At 61.0% G+C, this 15,798-nt stretch carries 16 protein-coding genes and 1 pseudogene; 4 read left to right on the top strand and 13 right to left on the bottom strand.

The features are described from left to right. Positions 1 to 114 precede the first annotated feature (114 nt). The 3 genes and pseudogenes from O2S87_RS15445 to O2S87_RS15435 form a co-directional block, all read right to left on the bottom strand. Positions 115 to 948 (bottom strand): annotated as a pseudogene (locus tag O2S87_RS15445) (IS4 family transposase); the annotation flags it as partial. Beyond that, complete coding sequence (locus O2S87_RS15440; RefSeq protein WP_475409666.1) at positions 938 to 1,378, bottom strand: DUF7958 family protein; 441 nt, start codon at positions 1,376 to 1,378, stop codon at positions 938 to 940. The pseudogene O2S87_RS15445 and the gene O2S87_RS15440, both read right to left, overlap by 11 nt. After that, positions 1,378 to 2,649 carry an eCIS core domain-containing protein gene (locus O2S87_RS15435; protein ID WP_475409665.1) on the bottom strand — a complete coding sequence of 424 codons (1,272 nt, stop codon included), beginning with the start codon at positions 2,647 to 2,649 and terminating at the stop codon, positions 1,378 to 1,380. The genes O2S87_RS15440 and O2S87_RS15435 overlap by 1 nt, the downstream gene beginning before the upstream one ends. A gap of 131 nt (positions 2,650 to 2,780) precedes the next feature. On the opposite strand from O2S87_RS15435, the gene O2S87_RS15430 reads away from it, so the two are divergent. The 3 genes from O2S87_RS15430 to O2S87_RS15420 are packed head-to-tail and all read left to right on the top strand — an operon-like array spanning position 2,781 to position 3,779. Then, the gene (locus O2S87_RS15430) at positions 2,781 to 3,266 is read left to right on the top strand and encodes a hypothetical protein (protein ID WP_475409664.1); all 486 of its coding nucleotides are present in this window, start codon (positions 2,781 to 2,783) and stop codon (positions 3,264 to 3,266) included. 2 nt (positions 3,267 to 3,268) lie between these two features. Then, positions 3,269 to 3,478, top strand: coding sequence for a DUF8119 family protein (locus O2S87_RS15425; RefSeq protein WP_475409663.1), 210 nt, complete (start codon positions 3,269 to 3,271; stop codon positions 3,476 to 3,478). 55 nt (positions 3,479 to 3,533) lie between these two features. Next, positions 3,534 to 3,779: a YhbY family RNA-binding protein gene (locus O2S87_RS15420; RefSeq protein ID WP_475409662.1), complete on the top strand. Its 246-nt coding sequence runs from the start codon at positions 3,534 to 3,536 to the stop codon at positions 3,777 to 3,779. 88 nt (positions 3,780 to 3,867) lie between these two features. Here O2S87_RS15420 and O2S87_RS15415 read toward each other — a convergent pair whose 3' ends face one another. The 7 genes from O2S87_RS15415 to O2S87_RS15385 form a co-directional block, all read right to left on the bottom strand. Continuing rightward, the gene (locus O2S87_RS15415) at positions 3,868 to 4,944 is read right to left on the bottom strand and encodes an ABC transporter permease (RefSeq protein WP_475409661.1); all 1,077 of its coding nucleotides are present in this window, start codon (positions 4,942 to 4,944) and stop codon (positions 3,868 to 3,870) included. Further along, complete coding sequence (locus O2S87_RS15410) at positions 4,937 to 6,910, bottom strand: PrsW family intramembrane metalloprotease (RefSeq protein WP_475409660.1); 1,974 nt, start codon at positions 6,908 to 6,910, stop codon at positions 4,937 to 4,939. Before O2S87_RS15410 ends, O2S87_RS15415 begins: the two co-directional genes overlap by 8 nt. Then, positions 6,907 to 7,884 carry an ABC transporter ATP-binding protein gene (locus O2S87_RS15405; RefSeq protein ID WP_475409659.1) on the bottom strand — a complete coding sequence of 326 codons (978 nt, stop codon included), beginning with the start codon at positions 7,882 to 7,884 and terminating at the stop codon, positions 6,907 to 6,909. Before O2S87_RS15405 ends, O2S87_RS15410 begins: the two co-directional genes overlap by 4 nt. A gap of 76 nt (positions 7,885 to 7,960) precedes the next feature. Continuing rightward, positions 7,961 to 8,596: a DUF4399 domain-containing protein gene (locus O2S87_RS15400; protein ID WP_475409658.1), complete on the bottom strand. Its 636-nt coding sequence runs from the start codon at positions 8,594 to 8,596 to the stop codon at positions 7,961 to 7,963. A 45-nt stretch (positions 8,597 to 8,641) separates the two neighbouring features. Next, on the bottom strand, positions 8,642 to 8,782 hold the full coding sequence (locus tag O2S87_RS15395) for a hypothetical protein (RefSeq protein ID WP_475409657.1): 141 nt from the start codon (positions 8,780 to 8,782) through the stop codon (positions 8,642 to 8,644). Positions 8,783 to 8,831: 49 nt separating this feature from the next. Beyond that, positions 8,832 to 9,422, bottom strand: a complete 591-nt coding sequence (locus tag O2S87_RS15390) for a flavin reductase family protein (protein WP_475409656.1) — start codon at positions 9,420 to 9,422, stop codon at positions 8,832 to 8,834. Then, positions 9,423 to 10,034, bottom strand: a complete 612-nt coding sequence (locus O2S87_RS15385) for a VOC family protein (RefSeq protein ID WP_475409655.1) — start codon at positions 10,032 to 10,034, stop codon at positions 9,423 to 9,425. A gap of 114 nt (positions 10,035 to 10,148) precedes the next feature. On the opposite strand from O2S87_RS15385, the gene O2S87_RS15380 reads away from it, so the two are divergent. Continuing rightward, positions 10,149 to 10,946, top strand: a complete 798-nt coding sequence (locus O2S87_RS15380; RefSeq protein WP_475409654.1) for a DUF429 domain-containing protein — start codon at positions 10,149 to 10,151, stop codon at positions 10,944 to 10,946. Positions 10,947 to 10,952: 6 nt separating this feature from the next. Here O2S87_RS15380 and O2S87_RS15375 read toward each other — a convergent pair whose 3' ends face one another. The 3 genes from O2S87_RS15375 to nasA form a co-directional block, all read right to left on the bottom strand. Beyond that, positions 10,953 to 11,369 (bottom strand): DUF5789 family protein, encoded by a 417-nt coding sequence (locus O2S87_RS15375; protein ID WP_475409653.1) that lies wholly within the window; start codon positions 11,367 to 11,369, stop codon positions 10,953 to 10,955. 117 nt (positions 11,370 to 11,486) lie between these two features. After that, positions 11,487 to 12,833: an MFS transporter gene (locus O2S87_RS15370; protein ID WP_475409652.1), complete on the bottom strand. Its 1,347-nt coding sequence runs from the start codon at positions 12,831 to 12,833 to the stop codon at positions 11,487 to 11,489. A 567-nt stretch (positions 12,834 to 13,400) separates the two neighbouring features. Next, entirely contained in the window at positions 13,401 to 15,512 is a 2,112-nt protein-coding gene (nasA, locus tag O2S87_RS15365) for an assimilatory nitrate reductase NasA (protein WP_475409651.1), read from the bottom strand. Positions 15,513 to 15,798: the final 286 nt, after the last annotated feature.

Below are 15,798 nucleotides of genomic sequence, written 5' to 3'. Positions count from 1 at the left end.
TTACGATTGGTCAATAGAAACTCGCCTTAGAAAATATTAGTCGACGTACGTCCATCATTCCAAAATGACAATTTTGAGCTACCCCTACGCTGTCTTGCGATTAGAAACCTGCTATCCAACTACCTCCACCGTAGCTGATGATCGCGTTTTTCCATACTGCCGTCGCTTGAAATCGAACTCACCAGTTACATCGATGTGCTTGCGCATGAGTTTCGAGAGATGATCTTGGAGATGACTCCCCGTCAAGGAAATGGCGCGCCCGTGCCATTTCCGTCTCTCACCGACGATCCGTGGATTCGCGTTCGTTTTCAACCGACTCACGAAGTAGCCGTCGTTCTCATCGATCAATGCGAAGCGACGATAGCTGTAAAAGCCGAGATCAAACAAGAACAGCCGCCCCCGCAGCCAGTTCCCTGTGCGGAACTGGCTGCTTTCATGTGTTCGTTCGTCGGTGAGGCTGAACCGTGAGAGTGTCCGCCTTGTCATGTTGTAGACCAGAAACAGCTGTGCACCAGATTGTTCCTCGTGAGTTGCTGGAAACGTAGTCAGAAGCCGATGCAACCTGAAAACGGTTGCATCGGCAAGCATCGTATCGCGGAACTGGGTGAGTTGTGGTACAATTGTGTGAGGAGGCGCGATCTCCTCAAGCGCATGCGCGAGGAGATCGCTCAGGAGGTTATGGAATTCGGGTGTAAATCGGTCGTAGAAGCTGGATCGAGACACCTTCTGGTTTGTCGCTGTCTGGTAAGCTCGTTGAAACGCGGCGATGGAGCGGGTTTCGCCATCAACGGCGAAACCCAAGATGAGCGACCAGACGAGCATCGTAATGTCGATTTTTCGGTGGCGTTGGACGGCATCGCGCTCGCGCGCGATGCCTTTGACGAGCTCCTCAGGAAAGAGAGAAGTCAGTCGGCGTCGTATGAGTGTTGGAGAGAGTTCAGGTAGCACAACCTCTCTCTACGCGGTTTGTGAATATAACCTCATCAAGACGCTGGCGTCTGTCGGTTTCGATCCTTAACCGAACACGGATGCTTCTGAACTGCTGGTAGAGGTCGCCGAGATACTCCTCGGTCGCGCTCGGAGAGAGCTTTTTGAGCGCGATAGCTGCCAGCGTGATTCGGTCGGGGTTTTGCCAGCCGTTCAGCGTGTCGTAGCCACGCTGGCGGTAGACCCAGTATTTGGCGAACCGGCGGGCCTGATTGACGTGTTCGTTGCCCGCTTTGGTGCGATCTGCTGGGTCGTCCGGATAGTTATCTGCTTCGTGATAAACAATGTCCCAGCTTTCTTTTTCGATTGAGATTTCATGTATACATCTATCGTTGTCGACAATATCGACACCAATCCCCGACTCGTTTTCACCAATAATATCTGCCTTCATTAGTTTCCACCTCTAACACCGGTAGGATCTGCTCCAGATCCGATCGTGCTTTCGACCGCATCTTCGGCGTATGCTTTGAGTTCCGTTTTCCACCTCTCCGGCGGCCCCATCGCTTCGAGATCGTCCATCCACTGTTTGGGAAACTCGACCTGTCCGAGTCGACTTTGAAGCGTCTCCTCGGGGGTCGGATCTCGTCCCGAGAGTTGTCCATGGACTTCGTCGACGCCGGTCAGAAGCATCCCGGTGATGAAATTGGTTTCGAGACCGCTCAGGAGCATCTTCTTGAGGATGGACGTGTGGTCGAGATCGGCGAGCGCCTCTGTGAGGCTCTCTTCTTCGAGGTCGACGCCGCCGTTAGTCAGCATGTCGACGGTCGCATCGAGACTCTCGTCGGCTCTCTGCGGTCGACTGGTTTTCCCAAATGGTGATTGGGTCGACCGCTGGATGTGCATCTCCGTTCCAAGCCGGTTGACGACCACCGGACCGTCTTCCATCACCTGCTGGGCGACATCTTCGGCCTCACGTTCGAGGGCTGGATCGGGGTCGACCTCCAACTCCAGGCCCTCCTGCGGGAGCATCGAGATCGCGCCGCCCGTCTGTTGTCTCACATGCGTCAACTCGTGCGCGAGCACGTGCTGGCCCTCTGGACTCGATGGGTCATACTCACCCTGATTAAACGCAATGTGATTCCCCACCGTGAACGCTCGTGCATTGATTGAGTCGCAGGCCGCGGCGGCCGACGCATCAGTGTGAATCCGCACGTCGCCGAGCGAATCACCCATCCGATCTTCCATGATACGCTGAATCGAGGAATCGAGTGAGCGACCAGATGCAGAAATCACTTCGCGCACGGGCTCCGGAACTCCAGCATCTCCGGCCCGAGTCGGTCCGCTGGCGGCTTTCTCGCTACGCATCACCGACCGCTTGTTCTGGCGTTCGATATTCGTCGGCACTTCTGGCGGCCGCTCGGCCTGCCGATCGCGGAACGCCGCCATGTCGTTCGTTTTGCCCATGATGTCGGTCGGCATCCCCTCGTCGACCCACTCGTGCACACGCTCCCCGTAGGTCTCGTCGTGCATGCGCAACCGCTGTAGGGTTCGGCGGTTGGGGATATCCATCCCGAAGTGTTCCTCGGCGCGGTCGACGCCGAGGATCGGCGCGGACGACCCGCCATGGCGTGAACTGTTCGTCGACCGACCCGAGTGCGCCGACGCCTCCGTGGCGTCCGATTGCTCAGCGCGTCGGTTTCGGATCGTTGCGCGAAGTCCCATTGGTGGCTCTTAGGACTCGTTGCTGCCATCATCGTATAAATAATGTCGCACGGCAGGGTAGCTCGGAATTCGACCGGACACATATCGCCGATCTTCGAAACGCTCAGTACCCTCGTTCGATTACGTTCGGTATGACACGGACCGGCCTTCGGTATGCGGCGGGTGCGCTGGCGGTCGCGGTGGCGGCGATCCACATCTACTGGGGGTTCCCGCGACTAATTACGCAGATGCAATCCGGTCTGTTTCCAGATCCACGACCGCTGCTGTTCGTCGCCAGCGGGGTGGCCATCTTCTTCGGTATTGCCCAGATCCTCGATGGCCGTGATCCCGACCAGATCTATCTCGCCGGAATCGGACTCATGAGCGCGTTCCTTGGCGGTTATATCCTCTGGCATACCTTCGGCGGCCATGGCGGCTTGTTCTGGCCGTGGGCTCCCGATCCGATCGTCCACGATGAGCCAGCGACCACCGTCGTCATCGAACATCTGCTGTCGACGCCGCTGGATATGGCCTCGAAAACCCTCGAACTCCTATTGGCTGGGCTGCTCGTTGTGCTGTATCGGGGCGAGCCGCAGTCGACTGACGAAGACATCGAAGCCGTCGTCGGTGGGGACTAGTGGTGAGCCGGTCGAACTCGCTGTTGAGCCGACTCCAAAAGTACGAGACGAACCTGATCGAAGACGTCGTGATGTCGACGCTGATTTTCCTCACGATCTCGGCGGCATGGAACTACGCGCCCGACAGCTGGCCACAGCTCGTCTACTATCTCGTGCTCGCGGGCGGGCTGTTCGGCTACTTCATCTATGTGAGCCCACCGCCGAACCAGTAACAACGACCACGCGGATTATATAAAGGTTGAAACGGATCGCTCCGCTTTAGAGAGTATGGTAGACCACGAACTTCGGAAAGAAGCCCACGATCTCGATGTCACTGTCTGGGTGGGCAAAGGCGGCATCGAGGCCGTGACCGAGGAACTCCGCAGGCAGCTCGAAGATCGAAAACTGGTCAAAGTCAAGTTCCTCCGGGCGGCCCGCGGAGCCAGCGAAACCGATCAACTGGCCGATGAGCTGGCCGATTCGGTCGACGCCGAACTCGTCGACACCCGTGGCAACACCGCTGTGTTGACCTAGACCCGTGCTGAGTGCCTCGATTGGTCGACGACCCTATTTATAAACGGTCGTAGCAGAACGACCGACCGACTCGATCGGCTCGGTCGATTTATAGCTCGTTCGGGTCGACCTGCGCGGCGAGCCACCGAACAACAGCGGCCGCGATGAGCGCCGCCGCCAGGTAGCCCACGACGGCGATGAACGTCGACGGTCTGGCGCTGTCGATCGCCAACAGCGCGGCGGTGTTGGCCGGACTCCACGGCAGTACCGAAACCGCCCCAAACACCAGGAGCACGCCGATCGAGAACAGCAACTGTGCCGATCGACGGTCGGCTGCCAGCAACGAGATCGCCACGGCGAACGCAACGACGAGCACCGTTGCGGCCGTTACGAGCCCGAACAGCCAGCCGACGTTGGCGATCGACACCCCATTGACTGCGAGCAATCCGAGCCACGCGATCACCTGAATCGGCGCGATGGCGATCATCGTCAGCGCCTTGCCGTCGACGATCTGCGTCAGCGAGACCGGCGCGACCCTGAGCAGTTCAAGCGTGCCACGGTCGATCTCCTCGGTAATCGAGTCGACGGTGATCGAGCCACTGATAAACACCGGCAAAAAGACCAGCAGTGGCAAGAGTACCGTGTAGGTGAAATCATAGTAGGGGTTGCCGCCCTGGTCGGCCGGTAGCTCCAGGGGGACCACCGTGAGGTCGCCCGCCCGTTCGGCGCGCTGTTGGCGTTCGAGCGTTCGAAGCACCTCCTGGCTTTCGGAGACGACGAGCGTCGTCTCTATTGATCCCTCTGGAGCAGTCAGCACCACGTCGATTCGATCTTCTTGGGTCGATGTTTCGAACACCACCTGGGCACGTCCCTCGTCGAACGCCGCGAACGCCTCGTCGGTCGAGTCGTACTCGGTGGCGCTGATGACGTCCGAGTCATCGATCGCTGCCAGAAGTTCGTCGGCGGCGTCGCCCGTCACGGCGGCCTCGATTCCGTAGCCGTCGACGCTCCCGGGGTCGTACAGCGAGACGAGCCCGACGACCAGAAAGCCCGAGAAGCCAGCGACGAACAGCTGAATCGCCAGCGCGAGCACGATCGTCTTCTCGCGGCTCAACACCGAAAGCTCGCGGCCAGCAATCGTGAGCCGTTGGCTGCGGAGCCACGTTCGAGCCCCACGGTCATCCATAGAGGCTCACCACCCCGAGGTTGTAGGCGGCGTGAACCACCGTCGCCACGACCAGTGCGACGAGGTACGAGCGCAGATTCCGCTTTGCGCCCTGCGCGGCGATCGCCGACGCCACGGCGTGTAACACCAGCGGCGCAAACAGTAGTGCCACCGTCGTGGTCGGTGTGACTCCCGAGGGTGTCAGCGCCGCCTCCCCGAGTGCGATATCAGGCAGGCCAACTACCTGAGCGATCGCCGTGAACTTCTCGCCGACAAAAAAGCCGAGGCCCGATAGTGCGCCCAGTACGGTCGCCGTTCGCGTCGAGCGATCGAAGCGGTCGCTCTCGAAGCCGGCGAAGATGTGGATGCTTTTGGCGACTTCCTCGATGGCCGCGATCACGACGAGAATCACGGGCACCGACACCTCGATCGGCGCGACGAACAGCACGGCGATCGCCAACAGTTCGGCGATAAAGACGAACGGAATCGTCAGCATCGAGACGACCGCGACGGATTTTCGCCCGCGGAGCCGGGCATCGAGCGCGTCAAGGAACTTGAGCGGGACGGGTTTCTGCGTGAACATGTCCTCTTCGCGGTAGACGCCGACACCGAGCAGAAAGAGGATCACCGAGCCGATGAAGAAGGGCGCAGTTGCGAACACGTACGCCCCGAGGTCGACGGCCTCGCCCTGGAGTTCCATTACGACCAGCGTGAGCGGCGAGATGAGCGCGATCGGTGTCACGTTGGTGAAGATCGCCGGCACGAACACGTACGTTGTCAGGAACACTGACACGGTGACTGTCACGAACGTCAGCTCTTTAAATGAGCGAGCGAACATCGCGCCGACGAAACTCGCCGATAAAAACGCGAGCGCGACCGGCAGCACTGCTGCCACCGACAGCGCACCACCCCCCACACCGAGACTGATCGCGACGATGGCGACCATCGCGGCCGCGAAATACGGGAGCGTTTTGCCGGCGACAATGTCGAGTCGACCGAGCGGCGCGACCAACAGGAGTTCGCCCCGCCGGTTGATCCGCTCGTTGAGAATCGAGCCGCTGTAGGCCTGAATGATGAAGTTCAGGGGCACAACAAAAATAAACGCCAACACAAGCGAACTAAACGGGAACGGAGGGCTGATCTCGGCGGGCGAGCCGCTGGCCGAACCGCCACCGAGAATCCGGTCGAACAGCGACCCACCGCTGCCTCCACCGTCGGAACCGTCCAGATTCGCGCTCTCGCGGTCGACGTCGCTTTCCTGTTGGGACGAGCCGTCCTCACCTGTGTCGCTCGCTCCGTCGTCAGTGCTGCTCGACGACTCGTCGGTGTCTGACCCGGTCGATTCCCCAGACCCACTTTCGGGATCGTCTGTTGTCGCATCAGTACTGGACTGGCTGCCGGTATCGGTCGAGTCCTGGCCGTTGGCGACGAACGTCTCCTGGGCTAGATAGCGGAGTCGGACCGACACCGGGTAGGCCGCCGTCTCGTTGGATTCGAGCGCCATCGCGCGGTCGTTGTAGCCCTGGACCGCCGACCGGAAGGCGACCAGTGCCGCCGTACCCTTGTCGGTACGGGCGTACTCAACGGCGACCGTCGACTCGTCGGTCGACTCCGTCTCTCTCAATCCGCCTTCACTTTCGTCGTCAGCTATGAGTGTAATCGTCCCGCTCGTGGCATCCGGTGAGACGAGCAGATCGATCTCACCGCGCTCTAAGAGTGCCGGGTCGGGTTCACGAGGCGTCAACGCGGTGTTGCTCTCGACGACGTCGTAGTAGGGGCTCTCGCTGTCGACGCCGACGCGATAGATGTCCTGGCTCGGCGAGAGGCCGTCTGCTCCGAGCGCCAGGCCGACACCCGCGATGCTGCCGGCGAGCACCACCAGTGCTACCGCCGCAAAAAGGGTCTGCCGATCGAGGCTGGTCGAGCCGAGACTGAACTCCCACCGTGCGATCCGCCAGATGCGACGGAGGCGTGTTCGGCGTTTCACCGCGGGCCCTCCGGTTCGGCTGAGTCGGTCGGTTCTTCGGTCGCTGACGCGGTCGGATGGGTGGCCAACGCTGGATCGGTCGCTGCGGCGGTTCGGGGGCTGGCCATCTGTCGACCCGTGAGATCCAAGAAGATATCTTCGAGACTGGGCTCGTGGGTCCGGATGTCGACCACTGAACCACCGGCGGCGTCGGCGGCATCCTGCAGGGCCTCAACGTTGGCCATCGAGTCGACAATCGCCCGGCGTCGACCATCGGTCGTCGGCTCAGTCGCCGGAAGGTCGACGTCTGTATAGACGTGATAGCTCGTCTCGCCGTACTCGTTGCGGATTTCGTCGACGCTGCCACGGGCAATGATCCGCCCTTCGTTCATAATGATGATCCGGTCGCAGACGCTCTCGACGTGGTAAAGGTTGTGAGCGCTGAAGATTACCGTTTTGTCGTCGTCACGAAGCTCGCGGGTGAATTCGAGCACCGAGTTCGTCGTCAGGGGATCGAGTCCGCTTGCTGGCTCGTCATAAATGAGGACCTCGGGATCGTTGATGAGTGATCGGGCGATGGCGACCTTTCGTTTCATCCCTTTGGACATATCGCCGATGCGCCGGTCTCGGTACTCCAGTTCGAGTCGGTCCAGCGTTTCGGTGATTCGGTCAGTGGCCGTCGACCGCCGGACGTCGTACAGATCGGCGAAAAAATGGAGATAGGAGGTCGGCGTCATATCCTCGTACAACGGCGACTCTTCGGGGAGAAAGCCGAGTCGATGGCGCATCTCCGGATTCTCGGCGTCGAAGCCAGCGACGGTGGCGCTGCCAGCGGTCGGCTCGATCAGCCCCGCGAGCATCTTCAATGTCGTGGTCTTGCCCGCACCGTTCGGGCCAACAACGCCAAAAATCTCGCCCGATTCGACCTCGAACGAGCTGTCGACCACGGCCGCAAAATCGCCGTACGTCTTCCGTAGGCCCGAAACCCGTATCATACCCGACCTGTTGGCTGTGGCTACAAAAACACACGGCCGAAAATACAGCGACTGATAGTCAGGGTGGTTCGGTCAGCTACTCGACGGTGACGGTGATTTCGTCGGTTTCGGGAAGCGCCTGGTGGATGCCGTTGCCCATCTGCAAGACGAGATCGTGTTCACCCGCTTCGAGGTCGAGTTCGACGGTCGACGAGCCACCTCCGAAGTGCCGATGTTGGTCGTCATCAGGAATCGTTTCGCCTGCTTCGACGGCTTCGGTGTCGACTAGGACGTGCCAGTGGCCCGCACTCTGATTGATCTCGCCAGCCTCCTCAACCGTGAGGTTGTCACTGGCTTCGAGGGTCACCTCGACCGGACTCTCGACGGTATCACCGTCTTCGAGATCGGCAAACGAGACCGACGACTCGACGACTTCGACGGTTGCCTCGTCAGTAAGCGGGTAGGCGTTATGCTGGCCGTCACCCGGTTGCAAGACGAGGTCGTGTTCGCCCGCTTCGAGGTCGAGAACGGTTTGTTCACTGCCGTCGCCGAAGTGGAGGTGCTGGTCATCGTCGGGGATGGTTTCGCCCTCCTCGATCGGGTCAGTGTCGACGAGGATGTGCCAGTGGCCCGTGTTCTCGCTGGGTTCGCCAGCCTCTTCGATTTCGAAGTTTTCGGCCTCCATTCGGACCTGGAGACCGTTGGCGGCCTCTTGGTCGTCTTCGGGCAGCACGAACGAAGCCGCAGCATCCTCGTCGAATGCCGGGAGTCCCTCGTCTTAGCCCTCTCCCGATTCGTCGTCCTCACTTTCGTCCGACTGTTCGTCTTCAGACCCACCGCCAGTACACCCTGCAACTGAGACGGCAGCTATCGTTCCAACTGTTCCAAGGAGTCGTCGACGTGTTGGTGTTTCAACCATTGACAGTCCACTATTCAGTAATCAAACAAATGAATATTCTGATTTACGGTCAGTTTGGTCGATCGATCGAAAACCGTTCTGCGGTCGACGCGTACTGACTCCCCGCAAGTCGACCCACCGTATCCAGTTTGTCGATGTCGACCTTCCCATCGGTGAGCACGCTCTCGTCGACGTGGGCGTGGACCACCTCCCCCAAAATCAGGACGCTCCCGCCGATCTCGATCCAGTCGTAGAGTTCGCACTCGAAGGCGACCTTCGCGGCGGCAACGCGCGGTGGGTCGACCACTTTTGAGGCTGCGCGCTCGATACCCACGTGATCGAACTCGCTTTCGCCGGACGGAAGCGTCGCGCTCGTGGCGTTCATTCGTTTGACGAGATCCCGCGTCACCGTGTTCACGACGAACTGCTCTGTTTGCTCGATGTTCCGCGGCGTGTCTTTGAGATCGCTGCTGCCGACCGGCGCGAACATGACGACCGGTGGGTCGACTGCAACCACATTAAAAAAGCTGTACGGCGCGAGGTTGTCGACGCCTTCGGGGCTCGTCGTACTGATCCAGCCGATCGGCCGCGGGGTGACAGCGGTCGACAACAGCCGGTAGGCCGAGCCGAACTCGCTGGGCGTTCCGTCGCGGTTGGCCATTTATACACCTCCGACACCGGAGTCCGCGACTCCGAGGTCGACCGGGTCAGTTTCTATTCCGAGTTCGTCGAGCGCCGCCGCGAGGTGTTCGTCTTCGACGTATGAGGCTCCCGCCGCGACCCGAATCCGCTGGGCGGTCGCCAGCGCCTCGCCGCGGCGCTCGTCGGGAATGTCGTACTTGTCGGTCGCCAACTCGATCACGAGGCCGTTGTGGTCGGTGGTGTACAGCGAGTGGAACGCTCCCCGGTCGAACTCGTTGTAGCGGATGCCTTCGTCATCGAGAGCGGCTTTGGTCTCGGCGAACCGCTCGGCGTCGACTGAGAATGCCAGATGATGAACCGCGCCGACACCGGGTCGCTGGCCGCCGCGGTTCGAGGGTTGCTCGGAGACGAAGAACGTCACCATCCGACCGTCGCCCGAGTCGAAAAACAGGTGTGTCATCGAGGGGTCGTCGAGGTTCGGCTGGCGCAACACCAGCGGCATCCCGAGTACGTCGCGGTAGAATTCGACCGTGTCGGCCTCGTTGCTGCCGATAATCGAGATGTGATCGGTGCCCGTAACGCGAATCGCGCTGTCGGGCCGCTTGGCGGTGACGGGGGTTTCGTCGCTCATACGAGTTGGATAGGGACCGAACCCATATATCAATACGCGGACAATGTCGCAACCACGTAACACCGATGTCACCACACGCAACCGAGAGCCCAGTCGACGACGAAAACGCACGAAATGAGTAACCAGCAGCGACTCGCTACCGAGCCGACGGGCCGTGTCGTCGGCGTCGACGGCTGTAGCGGCGGCTGGTTCGCAGTCTGGTCGACGGGCGGCGACCGAGAACTGCACCACGAACTATATAAAGATCTCACGGCGTTGTTCGCAGACCACGCCGGGGCAGATCGGTTGTTGGTCGACATTCCGATCGGGCTCGAATCGTCGGCTGCTCGCGAGTGCGACAGCCTGGCTCGCGAGCGCCTCGGTATCCGCGGCGTGTCGGTGTTTTCGGCCCCCTGCCGGGCAGTCGTCGAGTATCGACAGGAGGCCGGAGAGACCGCCAGCTACGAGCGAGCCAGCGAGTTGCAGCGCGAACAGCTCGGATCGAGTATCTCGCGACAGACCTGGAACATCACCGGCAAAATCGCGGCCGTCGACGCCCTTCTGCGCGAACAGTTACCAGCGGTCGACGTCTACGAGAGTCACCCCGAGTGCTGTTTTGCGGCGCTCAACTCTGGCTATCCGATCGCTCACCCGAAATCGAGTCCGACCGGACGTGCAGCCCGGTTCGCCGTGCTCGACCGGACCCTGGATGGCTGGGAGGCAGTATATAAAGACGCCTGTGAGGCGTACTACTTCACGCAGGTTGCCCGCGACGACATCGTCGACGCGCTGGTGTTGTGTGCGGCCGCCAGCGAGTCGCTCGAATCGCTCCCCGCCGACGCCCCGGTCGACGACCGTGGCCTACCGATGCAAATTGTCGTTCCCGACGGTAATACGGTTTGGGAGCCGTATCTCACGACCGCCGACATCTAGTTTCCGTCACTCATCGCGATCGTCGAATGGTGGCTCGGTGGAGCCGACCGTCTGCGCTGTCGAATCGACCGGTGCTTCCGTGGTGTCGACTGACTGGTCTGTACTGTCCGCGGTCGTCTCGGTCGACTCTATCGCCTCGGCGGCGGCCTGCTGGGCCTCGGCGGCCGTCGCGTACTTCTGGTTCGGGAGTCGGTCGAACACGCTTGCGAGCGACTCGGTCTCGTTCGGCAGGTCGATCGGCTCGGTCGCGTACTCTTGGGCCAGTTCCTCGCTTGTCGTCGGATACGTCCGGTCTTCGAGCAGTCCCGCGGCCTCGTCGCCGATCATGTCTGTCACGGTGTCGGCGTGCTCGGACTGGCGGTGTTCGGCTGCTTCGGTCACCGTCTGATCATCGACGACGGTATCGTCGGGATCCTCGGGCATAGTCGACCGGTCGACCGACGGGCGAAAAAGCGTACTTTCCGAACGGTAACGGATACTCACCACTCGCGGTGGTGGATCAGTATAAAAAGGAAGTCGGTCGACAGGGCTGTCTAGTGGTCAGTCGTCGCTCGGCGTGCCAGCTTTCGAGGGCCGTTTGCCGGAGACGATCCAGCCGTCGTCGTTCGCGCGCGCGGCGATGTGGGGCTGGAACACCCACGCCGTGAGCGCGATAATCGGAATCATCGAGGCGGCGACGATCGAGTAGCCCAGATGGAGGTTCGGGAGGAAGGCAGCCGAAAACGCCAGCGGGTAGACCACGCCACCGACAGTCCCGATGCCGCCGACGATGCCGGCGACCGTTCCGGAGTTGTCGGGAAACATCGCGGGCACCTGCGCGAAGATGGCTCCTTCGGCGAACGCACAGCCAGTGCCGACGAGGAAGCCGGTGACGACCGCAATGTAGATGTTGCCGGTGAGTCCGGCGGCGGTCATCGCGAACATCATCACCATGATGAACACCAGCGTGACGAACGTCCACTGGTTGCGGTACTCGCCTTCGAACCACGGCAGGATGTTCAGCTCTTTGCGCATGACCACGTCGCTGATGTAGCCACCGAGCGGCCGAAGCAAGCCCGCAGCAACCGAGAACGTCGCCGCAAACGTCGCCGCGATCACCACGTCACCCTGACCGAACGCCTCGCGGTAGTAGGTGCCGAGCCAGCCGTTCATCGCCAGCTCCAAGCCGAAGCTCATGACGTAGGCGACTGACAGCACCACCGCGCCGTAGCGGGTCGCAATGAACTTCCACTGGGCGAACGTGATGCCAGCTTTGGTCGACTCGCGTTTGGCCTCGCTTTTGGCCGGTTCGGTAAAGAAGTAGTAGGCGACGCCGACGAACAGCGCGAGCACACCTGTGTAGAAGAAGGCGGCCCGCCAGCTGCTCGAGGTCGCCAGAAAGCCGGTCCCGAAGATGGGGTCCGCGTAGCCGTCGGTGAAGATGCGTGGAAGCGTGAAGTAGGCTCCCAGACCTGCACCCGCGTTGCCGATGCCAGCGAAAACGCCCTCGGCGGTCCCCAGTTCCTCTTCTTCGAACCACTCGGAAACGTGCTGGATGCCGATCACGAACGTGATTCCTGCCAGTGACGCGATGATCCGCGAGGCGGTGAACACCTCGTACGTCTGAGCGAACGCGCTGATAATCGCGAACGTCCCGACGATTAGCATCGTGATCGAGCCGGTCACGTCCGCGCCGTACTTGTCGGTGAGCGGACCGACGATGATTCGACCGAGCGGGACCGCGACGATCGCCGCACTGGCGACGATGCCGAGATCGGCGACTGACAGGCCGAACTCGTCGGCGATCGATCCCGTAAAGGGCGCGAAGGAAAACCAGATCACGAACCCGAGGTTGAACATTATCGTCGACAACGCCAGGGTTCGCCACTTGCCGTATGGGAGACTCATTGGCTCTCACCACCGATCAGTCGTGATTTGGAGCGTCCAGGTTGGTTCGCGACTTGGTTCGAAGTCGACACGTGTTTCGCCAATCCACTGCAAGATTCAAGTATGAACCGTGATGATAGTACCCCAATCATGTTGTTTAGTACACTTGGCACATACATATGGGTGGTCAATAAGCTAAACGCTTGTCAAATGTCGAAGTTGGCGATATAGTAGTGGACGAATACTGGTTCGGCGGACATCCAAAATTATATTCCAGTATTAAACAATTGAAATAAACAAACGACAAGAACAGCCCGTGAATATAGAAAATAGCAACTCGTTTTCGCCGCAATCAGTGAACAACGTTCCTTATAGATGGAGAAAACACGTCGTTCACCGGTGGTAGGCTCACGTTTTGAAACTGTACAATCGAACACAAGCGGACGCATACAATCAAAACTCACCGTGTTACTACGTCGAATAGTGGTTGTGCTGCAGAGAAAATGCGCGTATAGCCGCCGAGTCTATCAGAGACTACCGTCGACCTACCGGGTCTCTCTGGGAACCTGCGCCTCGACAGGGTGGGCGTCAGCTGTCGACTGTTTCGGCGACATGCTCGTTTTCGGCCAGCAGGTCAGACGGTGTCGGCGCACGGAGGTCGACCGCACATTGCTTGTAATTCGGCTCGTCGGACTGTGGGTCGAGCGTCGCAATCGTCAACTGGTTGACCGCCGGATGGTGGATCGGGAGCCAGACGATCCCCGGCGGGATCGCCTCGTCAGTGTCGACGTCGACGGTGACCTGCCCCCGGCGCGACTCGATCACGGTTCGACCGCGGTCGAACATCGCCAGGCGGTCGGCGACGGTCGTCGGATTGAGCCGGGCGGTGGGCAGTCCGCCGTCGCTCAGGCGGCTTCTGACGCCCGTATTGTAAATCCCGGTCGACCCACCGGTCGTCAGCGTCAGTGGGTACTCGTCGTCGACCGGCTCGGCGAGCGTGCTGTGGCTGCCTGTCGAAAACCGGGCGCGCCCCGAGTCGGTGTCGAACAACCACCGACCGTCACCGTAGTACTGGTAGCCACCCTGTGTCTCGGCGTCGGGTGCGGGCCAGCGGACGGCGCGTTCGGCTTCGAGGCGGTTATAGGAAATACCCGAGAGGTCGGCCACGGTTCCAGCAGTCACCTCGCGGAGTTCGTCGAACACCGTCCGTGGGTCGAGCGGCAGCTCGTCGAACAGTCCGGTTTCGATTCGGTTGCCGATGGTGGCGATGATGTCGAGGTCCTGCTTGACGAGCCCCGGCGGCTTGGTCGCTGCACGGACTCTGGAGACACGCCGCTCCATGTTCATCGCCGTTCCCTCGGATTCGCCCCACGTCGCCGCCGGCAGCACCACATCCGCACAGTCGACGGTCTCCGAGTAAAACGAGTCTTGGACCACGAGAAACGCGTCGTCGAGCACGCTCTTGACGTGGCTCGAATCCGGCATCCCTGCGGCCGGATTCGTCGCAACGGTCCAACAGACGTCGATCTTGCCCCGGGGGAGCGCGTCAATAATCCGGACGAACCCGCGGCCCGACGACTCGGGCAGTCGACTGAACGGCACCCCCCACAGCGAGGCAATTCGCTTTCGTGTGTCCGAATCGGCGAACGGCTGGTGGCCGGGCCAGGTCTCTGTCGACGAACAGACGCGGTTGCCCATCGAGTTGGCTTGGCCAGTGAGCGAAAAGGGGCCACTGCCGGGTTCGAGATTGCCGGTCGCCAGACAGAGATCAATGAGTGCTCGTGCCGTTGCGGTTCCCTGAACGTTCTGGTTGACACCCATCCCCCAGTAAATCAGCGTCGGGTCGACGAGCGCCTCGGCGAGTTCTTCGATCTGGTCGACTGCGACGCTGGCGGTCTCGGCTGCGGTTTCGACGTCGACCAGCGAGTCGACCATTCGGTCGAACCCCGTGGTGTAGCGCTCGACGAACGCGGTGTCGATCGCGCCCGAATCGAGACACTGGGCCAACACCGCTCGTGCCAGCGCGAGGTCGGTCCCGGGTTCGGGCTGGACGTGCAGGTCGGCCTCGCTGGCGGTCTGGCTTCTGACGGGGTCGACGACCAGGAGGCGAGAATCGTCGTCGCTCGCGCTCTGGGCGATCCAATTATATAGTACCGGGTGGGCCGTCGCAGGGTTGGCCCCCCAGACGAGGTGGGTGTTGGCGTCGGGAATGTCGTTGTACGTCGGCGGCGGGGCGTTGCCGCCGAAGGCTTGGTCGTACGCCATCACGGCCGAGGCCATACAGAGCCCGGTGTTCGCGTCGTAGTACGGTGTGCCGAACCCGCCGCGGGCCACCTTGCCGAGCGCGTAGGCCGCCTCGTTGGTCTGCTGGCCGCTGCCCAGCACGGCGATGTTGCCGGTGTCGCTGCGAAGCGCCTCGATAAACCGCGTGGCGACGACGCCGAGCGCCGTGTCCCAGTCAGTCGGGGCGAGTCGACCGCCACGCCGAACCAACGGCTGAGTCAGCCGCTCGCCGCCTGGGTCGACCGTTTCGCCGATGCCGCGCTGGCAGTCGGCCCCGCTGTTGGTCGGGTGGGCGGGGTCGCCCGTGGCACCGGAGAGTCCGGTCTCGTCGGCGCGTTGGAGCAGCCCACAGCCGACCGCACACCGCATACACGTCGTCGACTGCCAGTCGCTCTGTGGCGCTTCGCCGTCGCTCATCGATGTCTCCTGGGTGGGCGACGATCTTCGAATTTTCGTAGGTTATTCATTTGACTCGACAATAGTTGTGCTACCATTTGTATCTGCGCGTAAAACTTCTTTGCTGTTTGCTCTCGGTTCGTTGAAGTTGATATTGTCAAACTATACCTCCCGCCCGTTACAGTAGTTGCCGAACCTAGCTGAGCCTCTTGACGTTGGGCCGCGTTGGTCAAAAAATGGTCGAGACAACTGAGGCAAAACAGGTCTGTCGCGCTGCTTCGACGTTGCTGTTCCCGGAGTTGGATTT

It is taken from the genome of Halohasta sp. A2 (genome assembly GCF_056175805.1).
Note: the sequence above shows the minus strand (reverse complement) of the source record. Positions and strands in the feature narration are given on the sequence as shown.